The 16,857-nt window shown below is 61.0% G+C and carries 18 protein-coding genes; 5 read left to right on the forward strand and 13 right to left on the reverse strand.

Annotated elements, in window-relative coordinates:
• Window positions 1-46: 46 nt before the first annotated feature.
• Window positions 47-346 carry a heavy-metal-associated domain-containing protein gene (locus PYR64_RS10365; RefSeq protein WP_133830822.1) on the reverse strand — a complete coding sequence of 100 codons (300 nt, stop codon included), beginning with the start codon at window positions 344-346 and terminating at the stop codon, window positions 47-49.
• Window positions 347-631: 285 nt separating this feature from the next.
• Between PYR64_RS10365 and PYR64_RS10370 the strand changes: the two genes are divergently transcribed.
• Window positions 632-1,027 (forward strand): hypothetical protein, encoded by a 396-nt coding sequence (locus PYR64_RS10370; RefSeq protein WP_133830823.1) that lies wholly within the window; start codon window positions 632-634, stop codon window positions 1,025-1,027.
• 198 nt (window positions 1,028-1,225) lie between these two features.
• Here the strand turns inward: PYR64_RS10370 and PYR64_RS10375 are convergent, their stop codons facing one another.
• From PYR64_RS10375 to PYR64_RS10395, 5 genes are all read right to left on the reverse strand, one after another.
• Window positions 1,226-3,382 carry a glycogen debranching N-terminal domain-containing protein gene (locus tag PYR64_RS10375; RefSeq protein ID WP_133830824.1) on the reverse strand — a complete coding sequence of 719 codons (2,157 nt, stop codon included), beginning with the start codon at window positions 3,380-3,382 and terminating at the stop codon, window positions 1,226-1,228.
• A gap of 232 nt (window positions 3,383-3,614) precedes the next feature.
• Window positions 3,615-4,340, reverse strand: coding sequence for a helix-turn-helix domain-containing protein (locus PYR64_RS10380; protein WP_133830825.1), 726 nt, complete (start codon window positions 4,338-4,340; stop codon window positions 3,615-3,617).
• Between the two features lie 191 nt (window positions 4,341-4,531).
• On the reverse strand, window positions 4,532-5,311 hold the full coding sequence (locus PYR64_RS10385) for an MBL fold metallo-hydrolase (RefSeq protein ID WP_133830826.1): 780 nt from the start codon (window positions 5,309-5,311) through the stop codon (window positions 4,532-4,534).
• Window positions 5,312-5,348: 37 nt separating this feature from the next.
• A complete protein-coding gene (locus PYR64_RS10390) occupies window positions 5,349-5,771 on the reverse strand; it encodes a PAS domain S-box protein (protein WP_205679365.1) in 423 nt (140 codons plus the stop codon).
• 201 nt (window positions 5,772-5,972) lie between these two features.
• A complete protein-coding gene (locus PYR64_RS10395; protein WP_235509700.1) occupies window positions 5,973-6,428 on the reverse strand; it encodes an Lrp/AsnC family transcriptional regulator in 456 nt (151 codons plus the stop codon).
• A gap of 164 nt (window positions 6,429-6,592) precedes the next feature.
• On the opposite strand from PYR64_RS10395, the gene ald reads away from it, so the two are divergent.
• The 3 genes from ald to PYR64_RS10410 all read left to right on the forward strand — a co-directional run bounded on the left by ald (window position 6,593) and on the right by PYR64_RS10410 (window position 9,015).
• The gene (ald, locus tag PYR64_RS10400) at window positions 6,593-7,708 is read left to right on the forward strand and encodes an alanine dehydrogenase (protein WP_166183130.1); all 1,116 of its coding nucleotides are present in this window, start codon (window positions 6,593-6,595) and stop codon (window positions 7,706-7,708) included.
• A 66-nt stretch (window positions 7,709-7,774) separates the two neighbouring features.
• The gene (locus PYR64_RS10405; RefSeq protein ID WP_133830829.1) at window positions 7,775-8,032 is read left to right on the forward strand and encodes a hypothetical protein; all 258 of its coding nucleotides are present in this window, start codon (window positions 7,775-7,777) and stop codon (window positions 8,030-8,032) included.
• A 488-nt stretch (window positions 8,033-8,520) separates the two neighbouring features.
• Window positions 8,521-9,015 carry an HtaA domain-containing protein gene (locus tag PYR64_RS10410; RefSeq protein ID WP_242703048.1) on the forward strand — a complete coding sequence of 165 codons (495 nt, stop codon included), beginning with the start codon at window positions 8,521-8,523 and terminating at the stop codon, window positions 9,013-9,015.
• A 132-nt stretch (window positions 9,016-9,147) separates the two neighbouring features.
• Here PYR64_RS10410 and PYR64_RS10415 read toward each other — a convergent pair whose 3' ends face one another.
• Window positions 9,148-10,161: an ISL3 family transposase gene (locus PYR64_RS10415; protein WP_345799345.1), complete on the reverse strand. Its 1,014-nt coding sequence runs from the start codon at window positions 10,159-10,161 to the stop codon at window positions 9,148-9,150.
• 106 nt (window positions 10,162-10,267) lie between these two features.
• Here PYR64_RS10415 and PYR64_RS10420 point away from each other — a divergent pair, with 106 nt between their 5' ends.
• On the forward strand, window positions 10,268-10,462 hold the full coding sequence (locus PYR64_RS10420; RefSeq protein ID WP_242703273.1) for a hypothetical protein: 195 nt from the start codon (window positions 10,268-10,270) through the stop codon (window positions 10,460-10,462).
• Between the two features lie 303 nt (window positions 10,463-10,765).
• Here PYR64_RS10420 and PYR64_RS10425 read toward each other — a convergent pair whose 3' ends face one another.
• The 6 genes from PYR64_RS10425 to PYR64_RS10450 all read right to left on the reverse strand — a co-directional run bounded on the left by PYR64_RS10425 (window position 10,766) and on the right by PYR64_RS10450 (window position 16,856).
• Window positions 10,766-11,530, reverse strand: coding sequence for a type 1 glutamine amidotransferase (locus tag PYR64_RS10425; protein ID WP_133830830.1), 765 nt, complete (start codon window positions 11,528-11,530; stop codon window positions 10,766-10,768).
• 207 nt (window positions 11,531-11,737) lie between these two features.
• A complete protein-coding gene (locus tag PYR64_RS10430) occupies window positions 11,738-13,522 on the reverse strand; it encodes a GAF domain-containing protein (protein ID WP_133830831.1) in 1,785 nt (594 codons plus the stop codon).
• 4 nt (window positions 13,523-13,526) lie between these two features.
• Window positions 13,527-14,687 (reverse strand): FAD-dependent oxidoreductase, encoded by a 1,161-nt coding sequence (locus PYR64_RS10435; RefSeq protein ID WP_242703047.1) that lies wholly within the window; start codon window positions 14,685-14,687, stop codon window positions 13,527-13,529.
• Window positions 14,684-14,920, reverse strand: coding sequence for a ferredoxin (locus PYR64_RS10440; RefSeq protein ID WP_133830832.1), 237 nt, complete (start codon window positions 14,918-14,920; stop codon window positions 14,684-14,686). Before PYR64_RS10440 ends, PYR64_RS10435 begins: the two co-directional genes overlap by 4 nt.
• 5 nt (window positions 14,921-14,925) lie before the next feature.
• Window positions 14,926-16,119, reverse strand: coding sequence for a cytochrome P450 (locus PYR64_RS10445; protein WP_133830833.1), 1,194 nt, complete (start codon window positions 16,117-16,119; stop codon window positions 14,926-14,928).
• Complete coding sequence (locus PYR64_RS10450; RefSeq protein ID WP_133830834.1) at window positions 16,116-16,856, reverse strand: gamma-glutamyl-gamma-aminobutyrate hydrolase family protein; 741 nt, start codon at window positions 16,854-16,856, stop codon at window positions 16,116-16,118. Before PYR64_RS10450 ends, PYR64_RS10445 begins: the two co-directional genes overlap by 4 nt.
• Between the last annotated feature and the right edge of the window lies 1 nt (window position 16,857).

The raw sequence follows: 16,857 nt of genomic DNA on the forward strand, positions 1-16,857 counted from the left end.
CGCCAACTTCTGGGCCGTTTTTGCGGCGTGAAGTTCCAGGGAATTACTAGCCGCTAACCACGTAACCGGCGGCAATGACGGCTTGGCGTACAGCAGCCGCGGCGGCTTTGCCGCCCATCAGGAGGCGGGAAAGGCCACCAGGAACGAGCTCAATAGCCACAGAATCCACTCCCTCAAGGACCAGGACGGCCTTCTCGACTGTCTGGGCACAATGCCGGCAGGTTAGGCCCTCGAGAGTGAGCTCAGCAGCGGAGGAGGTGGGCTGCGAAAAGACGTTGGCTGTGCAGCAACTGCATCCCGCACTCGAGGCGAGGGGAAGCTCAGTGCGGTTTCCAGATTCAAACATGTCAGTTTCCATTCCTTGATGGAGCATCAATGGGCGCTGGGGTTGACGGGCCGTGAAAGCGGGTGTTGGCACCGGCCGGGACATGCCTTGTCACTGACAACGCATCCACTATACCCCCCGGGGGTATAGTGCGCAACGTGGGTAGATTTGAGCGCCGTTTATGCGTGCCTGCGGTATGGGGGTCAGTACAGCTTTCGTACTTGTCCGGTAGAGAGAGCAGGTCGCTGAATTGAAACAAGGCGTCACTGCGGACGCTTTACACGACGAAGGAGCAGAGGAAGAACTATGGCTGTAGACCTCACACGTATGCAGAAGGCCAATTTTGTCGACGAGGACAAGTACGAACTCATTACTATCGGGCGGATCACGAAAAGGATGGTGACCCTTGACGGGGCCAGCGCCCTTCTCGTCCGTTTCCCGGTGGGAGCATCAGTGACGGAGGATGCGGTCAAGACCGGAATTCTCGACACGGATATGTGTCCCATGCCGCATGTCGCCTACATCCTGGAAGGCAGTTTGGGGGTGCGCCAGCGTACCGGATCCGAGGAGGAATTCTCAGCCGGAGATCTTATGATGCTGCCGCCGGAGCATGAAGCATGGACCGTCGGGGACAGGGACTGCGTCTTTATCGAATTCATGCGTGGGACCAGTGACGTCTACGACTACTGGCCGGAGCACTGAGCGGGCGCGTAGGCGCCATGTGAAGTGCGGGCACGATGAGCGCTGAAGATAGCGCTCATCATGCCACGTCTCCCGTTGGGCAAGTCGCCGCGCCTAACGGGAGGCGTGCCAGAAGTCATCATCTAACTGTTCGCCGGCTTCGTCCCAGAGGGGATGGCGGCGCTGTAACATCGAGGGTGTCGACGACAGTCAGGCTGCCTACTTCCGTCGTCGGCGGTCTGCCTGTTCGACCAGTTCCGTAATCCATGGCCGATGTCCGCGTCGAAATTCCATCCACTCAGGCAGGCCCTGAATAGAGGGGCCGGACCTATCGATGTCGATGGTGATCCGGCCGCCACCCACAGGTGCGTTGGTGATGTGCAGATCACCATAGGCTTCCGGAAGCACAGGATCCATCCACAGTCCCCGACGGGAGACATGAACGTCGTACCGCATCAGGTTCGTCACCAGGAGGATCGGGGCCGTTGCTGCCCAAGCCTGGGGCGAACACGCCGTTGGATAGGGTACGGGTTCGGCGAACTGATCACGGCTGAAGCCGCAGAAGAGCTCGGGCAAGCGCCCGCCCGAGAATTCGGCGGCTTCCAATATCGCAGTGGTAATGCGCTGTGCTTCCGCCACGAAGCCGTATCGCAACAGACCGGCAGCGATGATTGCATTGTCGTGGGGCCATACCGAGCCGTTGTGATAGCTGGCCGGGTTATATGCGCCCATGTTGCTGGCCAAGGTCCGTATACCCCAGCCGCTGAACATCTCCGGAGACATAAGCCGCTCGGCAACCTGCGGAGCCTTGTCCTCGTCTACGAGTCCGTAGACCAGACAGTGGCCCATGTTGGAAGCACACGCGTCCACCTGTCGCTTCCTGCCGTCGAGTGCGATTGCATAGTACCCCCGGTCCGGCATCCAGAACTGCTCGTTAAATCTCCGCTTCAGTTCCGCCGCCCGATCGGCGAGATCATCTCCCCGTGCCGTGTCGCCCGCGTCGTATGCCATCCAGGCACGCGCGGTATACGCAGCATAGACATAGGCCTGGACTTCACAGAGCGCGATCGGGGGCTCCGCAAGTGTTCCATCGGCAAAATTGATGCCGTCCCAGGAGTCTTTCCAGCCTTGGTTTATCAGGCCCTGGTCGTTGAGCCGTTCATATTCGACGAAACCGTCGCCGTCCTTGTCCCCGTAGTGACGTATCCATTCCAGGGCGCGGTCCGCGTGGGGCAGCAAACCGGCGATAATATCTGCTCCGAATCCCCACCGGCTGACGGCTCCGAGCACATCCACAAATAACGGAGTCGCGTCGACGCTCCCGTAGTAGGCTGAGTTGCCTCCAAGGGCCAAACCGGCATTGAGGCTAAGCCTTACTTCGTGCAGGATCTTGCCGGGCTCCTCCTCGGTCAGCGGGTCCACGATGGTTCCTTGCCGGTCCGCCAGCGTCTGCAGCGTCCCCAAAGCCAGTGAGGGATCCACCGGTAACGCCATTTCCGAGGCCCACAGGGAATCCCGGCCAAAGAGCGTCATGAACCACGGCGCACCTGCCGCCACCACAACGCGTTCGGGATGATCCGGATCCTCGATCCGGAGGGCACCCAAGTCGTCGTAGCTCCGCCGTAACGTACGCTCAATGGATCGGTTACCCATGCGAACGACGGGAATCCTGGCAACCCATTCCTTGCGGCGCCGGTCACTGGGGGACAACTCCTCCCCCTCAGGGTGGACAAGGGTGGCGCTCCGGCCAGAGCCTTCAACCTCAACCCGGGCACTGACGACAGCGCTCCAGTCCCCTTGCGGTGGGACAGATACCAGAAAGGTGACCCCCTCCGGCTTCACCTCTGCTCCCGGAGCCTGAATGACGACCCGTTTTCGCATGCCTTGCCAGACACCGGAAATGGTCAGCTGGTCCCCATCCACGTACCGGGTTGCGTCCCACGCACGCTGGATCCGGGCTTCCTTCACTTCAAAAAGGTCCGCGAAGTCAGCTTCAACCTCGAGGGAAATCGCGCATTCGACGGGTTTGGTTGAATAATTGCGGACGGTAAGTCGCTCCTGAATACCCGCGCCGACTTCCCGCAGGCGCTCCACGATCAGCGGGCTGTCGGCATATCCGTCGGAACGGGGAACGCGACCTGCAAACAGGGCCCGGAACGGCTCGCGCGTCTCGGCAGCGAGGGACTCAAGCGGATGACTGTTGACTGTCAGGTTCCAGCGGGACAGGAATCGGGTGTCCTGCACGAACAGGCCATGCGGGTGCTCGGGATGAATGTCGCCATTGGGCAAAGAAATGCAGAACGAGGTTTCCTCGACCAGGGTGACGGTCCCTGCCCCTACTGGGCCGGCAGCCGTGTCAGCATTCCATCCAGCCATCCTGGTTCCTCCAAGAAAGCAGCGCCGGCACAACGTGGTCTCTTAGACACGCTTGGGCGACGGCACCTCTGTTTACTTGACCCTACTCTCCCCCGGCTAAGGGGTGTAGACCCTGTTTCATATCCCTGCATGGCATCCAGAAACAGGACCCAGTGCAACGTACCTGTATAGCAGGAAGCCGGGAAACGGCGGGCCTGTCAACCGCGGGGCACCGTATGGTGGGCGCTGACCGTTAGGAAGCTGCCCGAGGGGCGAACCAGCCGGAGAAGTCCGCAGCCCACTCTTGCGGGCCAACAAACCCGATGGAGCCCAGCTGCCGCGCCTCCTCACAGCGGCGCAGACCCCACCAGAGGTCGTAGAGCACCCGCGGGGCGACATGAACCTGAAGATCCGGGACACGTTCTGCGCGGCCGATGCTCGCGGTTGTCTTGCTGTTCTCTGTGCAGATCCAGCCATGAAGGGGAGCTCCCCTGACGTTGTCGAACTCGAACCCCAGGACAATCGACTTCCTGGGCAGGGAATCTGTCACAAGGCTGCGGCCCATGTGTTCGAGCAGCGTGCCAAGCCCTGTCCGCAGGTCATTCTCAAAGGGCGCATGCCAATGACTCGCCCAGAGGCCCAGCGACTCCAAGGTCTGCCGCAGCGCGTAGCCGACCGGCGTCAGTCTGTAGCGTCGTGAGCCGCGGGGGCCGGTTTCATCGTTGCGAACGACAAGCTCCAGCTGGACCAGGCGCTTGAGCCGCTGGGAAAGCAGTGTCCGCGAAAGGTCAGGCAGGGCCCGGGACATATCGTTGAACCCCATTTCACCGCAGAGGAGTTCGCGCACGATCAATAGGGACCAGCGGTCACCCAGCAGCCGCAGCCCTTGTGATATCGACCAATAATCGGCACTCGGGCGCCCTGCTGTTTTCGCCAGGTCGTCTTGTTCCCGGGTGAACTGCTCCGCAATGGTCGTCATCGTCCCTGAGCTCCAAGCGATCCGTGAGTTGTGCTGCCACCATTCTTCCCGACCCTTCGAGGTGCTGTGTGTGCGCCACGCACATAAGTTGATGCCCGCCTGTCCGTCGCAGGCCTTCACCGGTTCTGCCTTTAAGCAAGAATCGAAGGTTGGCCGATAACCGTCCAACCTTCGATTCTGCGGTCCGTTTGCTAGAGCCGGATGTCTGCAGACTCCCCCGGTTTCAAGGCGATGAGGAGTTCGCTGAGCCCGGCATCGGCGAAAAGCTTGCTGATCTGGTCCGCATTCTGGCTGAAATGTTCCCACGAATCCTCGTGCACTGGAACGACCTTCTTGACACCCATGATCTTGGCCGCCTCCAGGGCCCGGTCATTGCTGAGGGTGATGTACGCGCCATCTGCGATCACATCGAATTTTGCGCCGCCGACGAAGAGCACAGCGATATCAATGGCTGGAAAACGATCCGCAATTTCGCGCACGATATCCAGCTCGGAGTTATCACCGCTGATGTAAATCGTCGGCATGCCCTCTGCTTCGAGGACAAAGCCAATAACGGGCCCGAGTGCGTCCCACACGCCCTCCGGGCCATGATGCGCCGGCACTGCCGTGATTTTCATCTGCCTGCCATCGGGAAGCGTAACGGTATGAGTCTCGTAGTCGCTGGTCCCGCGGACGTTGGGGCCGAAGTTCTTCGCAGCCTCCGTCGTGGTGAGGGCAAGCGGCACCATCGTCAGAAAACCCCGGCCGGCCACGTCCAGGTTGTCGATGTGCTCGTGGGAGGCGAGTGCCAGGTCAACGTGGCCAAGCTCCTCGGGGGTGGCGCTGGGGGCGAGCTTCTTGATGACGGGTCCGGCGATTGGGTGGTGGTAGACCTGGGGGGAATCGAAGGTGGGGTCAGTGATCATCCGGTAGCCGGCGATCTCGAGGAGCAGGGTCGGTCCTCCAATGAGGGTTGCTTTGACGTCGTCCATAATTTCAGTCCTTTATCGGGTCGGTGGCGGCCGGGGTTCAGCTCTTGCTCGTCATTTGAGCCGTGATGTCTTCCGCCCCGTGCAGGACATAGACGAGCTTGCCGTCATCGTCGAAAGCCGGAGCGTTCAGGGGCTGGAACCACCGGGGCTCGAAAATCCCGTCTGAGTTCTCGATGTCATAGCGAACAGGCGGAAGAATATCGATCTTGCCGGTTTCGACAACACGCTCGATGGAGCTGCGCAGAATCTCTGTTCCCTTGGCGTCAGGGTTGTCCGGGTTGTCCGGAAAAGCCTCGAGGATGTCCATGCCGACGATTCCCTCGCGGCTCTTTCCCGTAGATGCAAGGAACGAGTCAGTGGCAGCGACGATCGTTCTGTCGGGGGTGACGATGATGTATTGGTTCGGCAGACTTTCGAAGATTTTCTGAAAGTCGGGGTTATGTGCATCTGAGGATGACACTTCGACTCCTTTCCCTGATGAGCGACTCTTTCGCGTCTCGTATTGCCATTGCAGCAGGTGGGGCCGCCCCCCACTAGTGCAATACATGGACTGGAAGGAGTCAGCGTCCCTGCTGTTTCGCCGACCAGGGCCTGCCGCAGATGTCGGGAAAAACGGGGATGCCCTTTGGCTTGGGCCATCGGCGGCATTTGTCCCAGATCCCTAGAGTCCGAAGGCGGTTCCGTGGCCATGCTCGAACACGAGGTTGGTCTGGGTGCCTGCGACGGCAGGATTCGATGACAGATGGTCCAGTACGAATTGACGGATGTGCTCGGTATTCCTGGCCGTGATGTGGATCAGGAAATCATCTGCACCGCCAAGAACGAAGAATTGCTTGATCTCGGGCAGGTCCCGCAACTCATTTCCGAAGGCATTCATCAGGTGCCGGGCCCCAGGCCTAAGCCGCACGCTGACCAGGGCCTGGAGGGGCAGGCCCATTGCTTCGGGTGCGACTTCGACGGTGAAGCGCTTGATTACCCCCGACTCTTTGAGCGCCTTGAGGCGGGCAAGACAGGTTGACGGCGCAAGTCCGAGGGCCTCCGACAACGACTGATTGGTACGCCTTGAATTATTGGACAGCAGGCCAAGAAGCTTGTGGTCCACTTCGTCCAATGGCACCTGTTGCAGTTTCTGCGAGTCCGACACTCTGTAACGCTCCTCACAATGCAGGAATTAATGAGCTGCTTCCATTCTGCCGCAGATCCTGCGAGCAGGGCTCACGTTTCCGCATTTTCTGTCATTCTTTTGCCCACAAGCATCAATCCCCTCAGAAAGCATGAGTCATGATCATCTCCGTCCCCAAGGAAATCAAGAACAACGAGTTCCGCGTCGCGATCACTGCCGCCGGCGTCCACGAATTCAAAGCAAACGGCCACGACGTGCTCGTGGAAACCGGCGCCGGCGCCGGTTCCGGCATCAGCGATCAGGAGTACGCCCTTGCCGGAGCCGAGATCGTCGAGACCGCAGAGGAGGCCTGGGCGCGGGCCGACATGGTGATGAAGGTCAAGGAACCCGTGGCATCCGAATACCGGCACTTCCGTGAGGGCCTGCTACTTTTCACCTACCTGCACCTTGCAGCGGAACCCGCACTGACCCAGGCGCTTGTCGAATCCGGTGTCACCGCCATCGCGTACGAGACCGTTCAGGAAGGCCGGGCACTGCCGCTGCTCGCCCCGATGTCCGAAGTGGCCGGCCGGCTCTCCGTCCAGGTCGGTGCGACCTCGCTCATGGCGCCGGCAGGGGGCAAGGGTGTGCTGCTCGGCGGCGTTCCGGGCGTCCGTCCCGCCAAGGTTGTCGTCCTCGGTGCAGGCGTCGCCGGCACCAACGCCGCGGCCATGGCGCTCGGCCTCGGCGCCGACGTCACCATCCTGGACATCAACATCAACCGGCTGCGCGAGCTGGACGCCCAGTACCAGGGCCGCCTGAAGACCGTAGCGTCCAACTCATACGAGATCGAAAAGTCCGTTATCGATGCTGATCTCGTCATCGGCTCCGTCCTGATCCCGGGCGCCAAGGCACCCAAGCTCGTCACCAACGACCTCGTGGCCCGGATGAAGCCCGGCTCGGTGCTCGTTGACATCGCCGTGGACCAGGGCGGCTGCTTTGAAGATACCCACCCCACCACGCACCAGGAACCCACGTACAAGGTCCACGAGACGATCTTCTACTGCGTGGCCAACATGCCCGGCGCTGTCCCGAACACCTCCACCTACGCCCTGACCAACGTCACGCTCCGCTACGCGGTGGCTTTGGCCAACTACGGCGTCAAGGGTGCTTTCGACCGGCTCCCCGCTCTCGCCGGCGGTCTGAACGTGGCGGCAGGCAAGGTCACCCACAAGTCTGTCAGCGATGCCCACGGGCATGACCTCGCCGACTGGCAGGACCTGGTAACGGTTTAAGGCATCGGCCGTGTCTGCCCGATAGAAGGCAGACACGGCCCGCTTCACAGGAAGGGAAAGCATCGAATGGCATTTCACCTGCAACCCAAGTGGCAGCCGCTGATTGGCCAGCCGGTCATTGTTAAACTTCAGGATGAGGAGATCCGGCGCGGAGTTGTCGATGCAGTCACCGACGATGATCAAATCCTGTGGCTCGACAGTGACGGCGCTGAGCCCCGCCGGCTATTTCACCGGGCAGACGGTTTCAACGTGTGGGTCGACTACAAGTGGGAAACCGAGAGGTTCAGCCGTTGCCCTGACTTCCAGCGGGAGGCTGCATCATGAGGGGCGGGCAGTCCAAGGCGGCTGGATACGTACAGCATCGGGAACGGTTTCACAGTGATAATGAATTGTCAGCAGCAATCACCAGGCTGCGTTCCCAACGGGACAACAGTGAAGCGTCAGGTGTTCTTGTCACCTGGCACGGCCCCTGGTCCTACACCCTGGAGCTCTGCCACCGGATTCCTCCCGGGCTCGTCTACGAGTGCATCGCGTCTGAACGACTGAATATGGCACTCTAATTCAGACCCGGCCTGACGGGCCGCGCCCATCAGCGCTCCCCCAGCAGGCTCGTAACCTCAACGACCGTCCTTTCCGATGGGCGCCAGGCACACGGTCCGCGCGAATGATGTGCCCGCAGTACATGTCGATCACCTGAACCGCCACGAAAATGGTCGAAGATGAACAGCCGCAAGCCCCTCCCCTACCTGGTGTGTCAGAGAGCGGGGAGCGCCACCGGCCCTGTGCAACCTGGCAACGACAAAGGAACCCTGATGTCCGAACTCACTGTTGAAAGAGCAGATCTCGGCATGGCATGGGCGGTCAAAGACAGCTTTGTCCGCTACGTGCAGTCCATGCATGACGGACGCATACTCTTGCGTGACGGTGCTGCCGTGACCAATACCCGGCAGTTCTATTTCCCGTTCAAGAGCCTGGACCAGTCTGCCGGTGACCACTTTGTGCTCCAGTTCGGTGGGGAGGCGCGCTTCCTCGCCCACCATGGGCTTATGTCGGTCGCAATTTGCAACCCAAAAATAGAAGTCGGGCCGGACGGGGCATGCCTGTCCATCGAGCAAGGAAACGAGACGGTGCAGCTCGCCGATCTCCGTTTGCCGGCGGTGTCGGTGGAAGACGGCGTAACCATGTGGGCGAATGTCCAGGTAGCGTTGACCAGCGCAGGAGCGGCTGTCTTCGCAGACAGCTACTCAGCCGGAGAGACCCTGGCTCCGCTGACCATGAGAGCACCATCCTTCGTGAAAGTACCGTGACGTCGTCTTTGAGGGAACCTGTTCGACACCGCTTGGGGCCGGTGCTGGGAAACACCTGAAGACACGGGTGCGTTTGTTTGTTGCAAGGAGCTCAAGATACGTAGGCGCTTCAACATACCTGGCCCTTCGCGTTTAGGCATGGTTCGTTTGTTTGATCCGGTAGGGGCGGTGGCCGCCGACGGCGAGTAGGCATCTAAGTCTGTAGTTAGTGAAGTTGCGGAAGCCACGGGCGATTCTGCGGGTGGTTTCGATGACGCCATTTATCGCTTCGGTGGGTCCATTGGAGGCGCCGTTGGTGTCGAAGTAGGCCAGGATCGCTGCCTTCCATTGTTTGAGCGTCCGGCCCAGTCGTGAGATTTCCGGGATCGGGCAGGACGGGAACGAAGCGATCACTTCGTTGATTAGTTCCCTGCCTCGCTCGGGTCTGGCGTGGTAGATGTTGCGGAGCTTCTGGTAGCACTGCCAGGCCAGGGTGACCTCGTGGTGCGGGTCCCCGAGGGTGAGCTTCGCGTCGAGCCGGGCGGTTTGTTTGTCGGTGAGGTGTTCGGCGCCGACTTGCAGCGCCCGGCGGATGCCGTAGAGCGGATCGCCCTTGCGGCCGCGGTGTCCGAGGGTGTCCTGCTGGACGCGGCGGCGGACCTCATCGACCATGGCCGATCCGAGTTTTACGACGTGGAACGCGTCCAGGACGGTGATGGCTTCTGGCAATTCATCGCGGATTGCGTTCGCGTAGCCACGGAACGGATCCAGGGCCGCTGTCTTGATGCCGGTGGTGAAGGCGGCACCGCGCTCTTTGAGCCAGTCGGCGTAGGCCTTCCCGGACCGTCCTGGAACGAGGTTCAGCAACCGGGCGTGAACTATGCCGCGGGCGTCCCGTGTGTGGTCCACGATCCCGGTGACCATGCCGGATCCCGGCGGGCCCGTGTGTGACCAGACATGCTCGTCGACGCCGAGCGCGTTCACGCCGGCCAGCCGTTCCGTGATGCCGATGCGCCTGGTGGCCTCTGCCTTGATGGCGTCCCAGACGGTGTGCCAGGAAAAGCCGAGCTGATGGGCCAGGGCTGAAACGGAAGTGTCGAAACGCTGCAGCGCGTCGGTCGCCCATGCCACTGCCCGGGCGGTGAGTTTCGCCCGCGGCCCGGCCAACGGGTGTTCCTCGGTGAAGGTGTTCCCCCGGACAGTCCGGGTCGGGGCAGCGCCAGACGCGATTGGCCCACAGCAGCCGCACCGGACGACCGAAACACGGGGTGTCATGGAGACGAACCGGCCGGCGGCCGTGCCCGACCGCGACGACGCCGCAGCCCGGACAGCCACTGAGGGTTTCACCGGTTTCGACGTGCAGAACCAGGCCGTTGGCGGTTGCTGTGACGGAGTTGATGTGGAGGCCCTCGACACCGAGCAGCGCATCCGGCGCGCGTGCACCAGCGGCCACCGGAACAAGACATAGAGTTATTCATGTCAGGGTCTCTTTTGGGTGTTGGTTTGCTTGGCCGCAACCAATTCAAAGAGGCCCTGACCTTATTCCCACCGCACCACGCCGCACCGACAACATCCAATGCCCGGCGGGGACAGTCTCAGCCAGCACTAACCACGCTCATCTGCGAAGGGCCACATACCTGGCGCATCCGATCACGACGGATATGGCATGTTCCCGCCCCCTTGGAATGACTGGTGCCGGGGGCAGGAGGCGCGGCGCCGGATGTCCAGGACACGTCCAAGCCGCAACGGCAGCGCCGCCACACCACTTGGTCTACTGGGAAGCCACTGTTGCGGTCGTTCGGACCAGGTGGGCGAAGCGTCGTGCCATTGCCTCAGTATGCTCCCTCACAATCTGGTCTTGATTCTCGAACGCCTGCATACCATGCCCTGCCCGCTCCATGGCAACCGCGTCATTCTCGTCGACCAGGGATAGCCACTGGCGGTAGACCGCCGGCGACAGCTCAGGGTGAAACTGAACTCCCCACGACATTTCGCCTACCCGGAAAGCCTGATGCGGATATTGGGCGGTCATCCCGAGCCAGACCGCCGAAGGTGGCAGGTGGTCGATCATGTCCCCATGCATGGCCCCGGCGCAGAAAGGGCCCGGTAACCCGGCCATCAGGGGATCCCCGGCCGCCTCGGACCGTAATGCTACCTCTACGACTCCCGCCTCGAGGCCCTGGTCGCCCCTGGTCACCGTACCGCCGAAAGTCTGTGCCATCAGCTGAGCTCCGAGGCATATCCCAAGTGTGGGCTTCCTGTGGCTGGCAGCAGCTGCCATAAGGCTGCGGATGTGGGCAAGCCAGTGATAGACATGGTCGTCCAGCGAGCTCATGTCACCGCCCAGGACCACCAGGGCGTCCTCCCGAAGTATTTCCGGGATCACGTCGTCATTAAATGGCTGGACAATTCTGGTGGTTATACCCTCATCGTGCAGCCACAGGCCGAGACGGTCGATCGGGCAATAGGGATCCGGCTGTATGACGAGGGCCTGCAAAGTGCCGGCGCCTCGGGAAAGATCTGGCTGGTAGGTCATGCTCGAATTCCTTATCGGGCGATCGGAGTTTCCAATACTTCAAGGTAGCGAACGGCATCGCCGCGACCGCAGTGCCATTTGCACATGGAGATCCGAATGTGTGTGCTTGCAGAGCTGAGGCATTGGCGCTTCGGATGGCTGGGGTCGACACTATTCACACCATGGGACGGTCCTTGAACAGGAATTTAGTTTGGGCGGCCGTTGCCGTCACTGAAGAACCGCGCGCTGGCCTTCCCGCACCGCCAACCGTGCGGCAATGCCTGTGGGTAGCCAGTCTCCGGATTCTTCGAAGGAATGACCGATGAGCTGCTCTACGCGCTGGAGGCGTTGCCGGAGCGTGTTGCGGTGGATGTGCAACTTGGAGACCGTGTCCGCAATGGATCCCTTGTTGGATAGCAGCATGGCAACTGTTTCGGCCAACTGGGTTCCATTTTCTGCGTCGTAGCGCATGAGGGACCTGAGTTCAGCGAGCACGTCCTTGATCTCCGCAGACATCCCTTCCCCTACGAGCGGCACGTCCTGCAGATGTTCTATTTCGCTGAAAGAGGTGACCCGTCTCCCGGACGTCCTGGCAACCAGTTCTGTCCATGCCAGTGCGGTCTCGGCGTCGGAAAGCGCAGGCTGCAGGGAAGCGACATCGCGGGCCACCGGACCGAGGCCGGCGAAGGCTGAGACGCCGCGGTGTTCGTCGAGCTCAGAAAGAGTTGTCTCCAGCTTCGCCTTGATCTCCTCTCCCGTACCGGAGGGGGTATCAATAAAGAGCAGGCTGAGGGGTCCCTCCGTGAAGACGAGGGACCGTGGGCCGGCCAGTTCCTGCAGGTAGGGGGCAATGCGCCTGGACACCGCATCCGAGTCGAATTTCAGCCGTTTCACCCGTACCAGGACAGGCAGTGTGCGGCCCTTTGACCAGCCTGACTCCTCCAGAATGCGGGCGAATGTGCTCGTGCCGACGCTTCGAAGCAGGCGTGAAGCATGGGAGGAACCTACCGATTCCAGTTCTACTGCTTCAAACAGGGCGGCCAGTTGGGAGCAAATGGCGCTGAGTCGGTCAAGTTCCCTGGCGGAATAGCGGCGTGGACGGTAGCAGGTGACGATGCCCCGGGTGCTCGTCAGGCCGAAGGAAACAGATATCCGCTCATGTCCGGCGAAGTTGGATTCGATAAATTCGGAGGTTGCTGTTCGTGAGTGAGTGGTTCGAACCACTGTTCCGCTTCGCTCGCCCTTGTCCATTGCGATGGCAGTGGGCGGGGATGTGGCTGGACCACGACCGAAATATTCGATGACGCAACCGTCGGAGCTCATGTGCTTGAGGATCGACTGGGCGGCCACTTGAGCGCATTGCAGAACCGAAGTGGCGGAGTTGATCGGGAAATCTACAAGGAAATGTGCTGCTGCAGACTGACGCCGCAAGTCATCAACAGTCTCAGCCTGCAGCAGGCCGCTGGCAAGCAGCATGCCCACCTCGTCGGCAATCAGCTTTGACTCCCACGTGAAGGTTTCCTCGACATACGACCAGAGGCTGAATACACCCAGGAGCGTCCCGGTCGGAGCCACGATCGGGACTACCAGCATCGAGTTGAAATCTTCTTCCTGCAGTTCGCTGATGCTGACGAACCGCGGATCCTGCTGAATGTTTTTGTTAAGGACAACTGACTGCCGGGTAAGCCCCACCCAGCCGGTTACCCCCTCGCCGAGGCGAAGGGTGACCCTTCCAACTTGCTGGCTCTGCACTCCAGCGGTACCTGCACGCATAACAAGAACTTGTTCCTGTTCATCCCACAGGTAGACGAAAACCCCTGCTGAGTTTGTTGCCCTGGCAACCAGGTCCACTGCCCTTTGAGCAAGCGCGAGCGGATCGGGTCCTTCCATCATGAGCTGCGTGAGCTCAGACAGGGTATCTGCCCGGAGCTCTGCTATTTGGAGTTTTTGGCGATAGTCAGCCGGCAGGACCTCGTTCGGTTGCGGCGCCGCGGGCTCAGCAGGGGTATTCATCTTTTCAGCTTAGGAGGCTCATGCCCATGGAGGCCCGACTGAACTGCCTTGGCGCGTTGACGCCAATCCAGGCCGCCTCCTCCTCCGCGGATCCGATCCGGTACAAGGCGGCGTTGCGTTCCTCGGCAGCGTAGACCTGCACAAGTTCGCCTTCCGGCGGAAGCATCCCGTGTACCTGGACCTTTCGACCAAACTGCTCCGTCCATCCGTACGGAGCCTGTTCCAGTTCCATGGATTCGAAGCCGGCGAAGTATTCAGCCAGGGCTGCACCGTGCCGTTGCGCCTGAGTCCAACTCTCGAACCGCCGAAACGTTCCGTCCTCGGCCTGCCGTGCCGAAACGTCTCCGATAGCGAAGATCCCGTCAGCGATTTCACCGCTGGTCAGCAGCGCCTTCCCGTCGGCAGTGCAACGGACTCCGTTGGAAATGTCGAGGTCGCTGTAGGTCAGCCATTCAGTATTGGGCCGGGCGCCGACAGCGCTGATAACAAGGTCGGCGTGCAGGTCCAGGCCGCTGACCTGGACTGTCCATGCGGCATCGGTTTTCTGAATGGACTCCACAGCAACTCCAAAGTGGGTTACAACACCGGCCGAGTGCATCCATGCCTTTGCTTCTTCCCCCAGATGTCCTGAAAAGAAGCGCTGCATTGGTTGCGGAGCCAGATCCACTACGGTGACCGCAAGCCCACGCTGGGCCAGTGTGGAGGCGAGCTCCGCACCAATGGTTCCGGCGCCGATGATGATCGCACTGGCAGCCCCTGCATCCACGGCATTGCGCAGGGCGAGGGCATCCTCGGCGGTTCTCAGGCTGAGAACGCCTGCCGGCTCTTTTGGCAGTCTGATGGAACCGGCTCCGGATGCGATGACGACCGCGTCAGCCGCCACTTCTCCGAGCTTGTCCAGCAGAACAGTCCGCTTGTCAGGGAGCAGCCCGATCGCCTTTGCGTTGAGGATCGGCGTAGCCTCCGGCCACCACTCGGCCGGTTCGACGGAACCAGTGCCTAAAAGAAACTGCTTGGACAGCGGGGGCCGGTCGTAAGGCGCATTCGGGTCGGAATCTATGACGATAAATTCGCCTGCAAACCCAAGCTCACGGCTGCGTTCAATCAGCATCGCCGATGCAACCGAAGCGCCAATAATCGCGACCCGGTCTGGCAGATGTGTCACGACGCCGAAACCTCTGCGGCTTTTTCGCCGGCCTCGGTCGATTCCCGTTCAAGGATTGCCCGTTCAGGGCAGTTCCGGATGGCCTTGCGGACGTTCGGCTCGTCGCCGCTGTTTTCGCGGCCAGGAATGACGTGCGCATAGCCTTCCTCGTCGATCTCGAAGGTTTCGGGTGCCAGCGCCCAGCACCGGGCGTGGCCCTGGCAACGCCCTCCATCGACCCAAAGTTCTCCCATAGTGATCAAGCTCCAATCTTGAGGGTAAGCGGGCCGACGCCGTGCCACGGCTCGTCGTCATTCGCCCGTTCAAAGTGAGGGACAGCCTTCAGGAATTCCTCCATGGCAATAACCATCTCGGCGCGGCCAAGGTTCGATCCAAGGCACCGGTGGATACCGCCGCCGAAGGCCAGATGGCGGTTGTCTTCACGGTCAATCTTGATTTCATTGGGTTCTTCGTAGACCTCCGGGTCCCGGTTGCCCGCGCCGAAGACGAGCACGACGCGTTCCCCGGCCTTGATCTCCTGGCCACGGACAACTGTGTCTGCTTTTGCTGTGCGGGCCATGGCCTGGACCGGAGAAAGCGTCCGCAGGAACTCCTCGGCAGCTGTGGGGATCAGGTCCGGGTCTTCACGCAACTGCTGCTGGGCGTGCGGGTTGCCGGCAAGGTACCAAAGGGCGGACCGGATTGCCCAGGCGGTCGTATCCAGCCCGGCCAGGAAGAGCAGGTAGCAGTACGACAGCAGTTCTTCACGCGTGAGCTTCCGTCCCTTCACCTCCGCTTTCAGAAGCTGGGTGATCAGATCGTTGCTGGCCTCTGCTTCCGGTCCGGCCTTTTCCCGTTCGTCGAGAAGGCGGTCGAAGTAATCGTTGAGCTCGCGTCCGGCCGCGTAGGCCGTTTCAGGATGGGCCGTGCGCTCATAGATGATCTCATCGATCCACCGGTCGAAAATCGGCCAGTCCTGCTCCGGATATCCGGCCAGGCGGCTAAAGATGATTGTCGGCATCGGGCGGGCAAGCTTCGCCGAGACATCAACGACGTCGCCCGCCGCGAGGACCTCCTGGCAGAGCTGCCGGGCGGTCTCCCGCATTCCCGGGCCCAGCTTGGAAACATTCATGGGAGTGAACATCGGCAGCAGGATCTTGCGGAAGTCAGCGTGGGTCGGCGGATCGATGTCAATCGGGATAAGGGGGACATCGGTGCCGAAGGCAGGGAGGAGCATGGAGGGACCGACAGCGAAAGTGTCAGGATCCTGCTCTGCATTGAAGATGTCTTCGCTCTTGGTGATGTACCAAAAGCCCCCATACTTGTCGCTGTGACCGACAGGACCGTTGGCGAGCATGTCCTGGTAGTCGTCGAAAATGTTGTCGAGTGCCCGTCCGTGGAAGTCAAAGTCTGACTTGTTGTGGCTGAGCCCGCGCTCGGTTTCTGTGCTCATGAGAATTGCTCCTGAAGTAGTTGCTCTGACTGTGCGTGTGCCGCGGCCTTCTCCACGAGATCCACGAAGAGAGCCTTCTGGGCTTCGTCATAATCGACCATGTGTTCGGGATGCCACTGCACCCCGATCAGGCTGGCATCATCGGCTTCGATTGCCTCAATAACATCGCCTTCCCGTCCCACAATGCGAAGGGCTTTCCCGAGCCTTCCCAGGCCCTGGTGGTGGTAGCTGTTCACCGGGATGCTCAGGCCTTTAGCGATCCGGGCAAGTTCGGAATCAGGTTCCAGCTGCACCCTGTGCCACGGTTGGTGCGAAGGGTTGTCCTGCCAGTGCCCTCGGTCCGGGCTTACTTCCTGGACCAGGGTTCCGCCGCGAATGACGTTGACAAGCTGCATTCCCCGGCAGGTCGCCAGGACCGGTATGCCACGAAGCATGGCCTCGTTGTAAAGCTCGATCTCGAAATCGTCCCGGATATCGCAGACGTCATAGACCGTGTCGATCGGGTCCTCGCCATACAGTCGGGGGCTGATGTCGCCGCCGCCGGTGAGGATGAGCCCGTCGAACCCTTCAAGGGCCGCATCGGGGATTGTTGCCGTTGACGGAAGAATGGCAGGACGGCCGCCCGCGGCAAGGACGCCGTTGGCGTAGGCCATGTTCTGGACTGTTGAAGGCATCGGGCCGAAGGCGGTATCGACGGTTTGCCGAGCCGCTGAAATGGCAATAAGGGGCGCCCTCATG

Origin of the sequence: Paenarthrobacter sp. Y-19 (genome assembly GCF_029223985.1) — a bacterium.
GTDB lineage: Bacteria > Actinomycetota > Actinomycetes > Actinomycetales > Micrococcaceae > Arthrobacter > Arthrobacter nicotinovorans.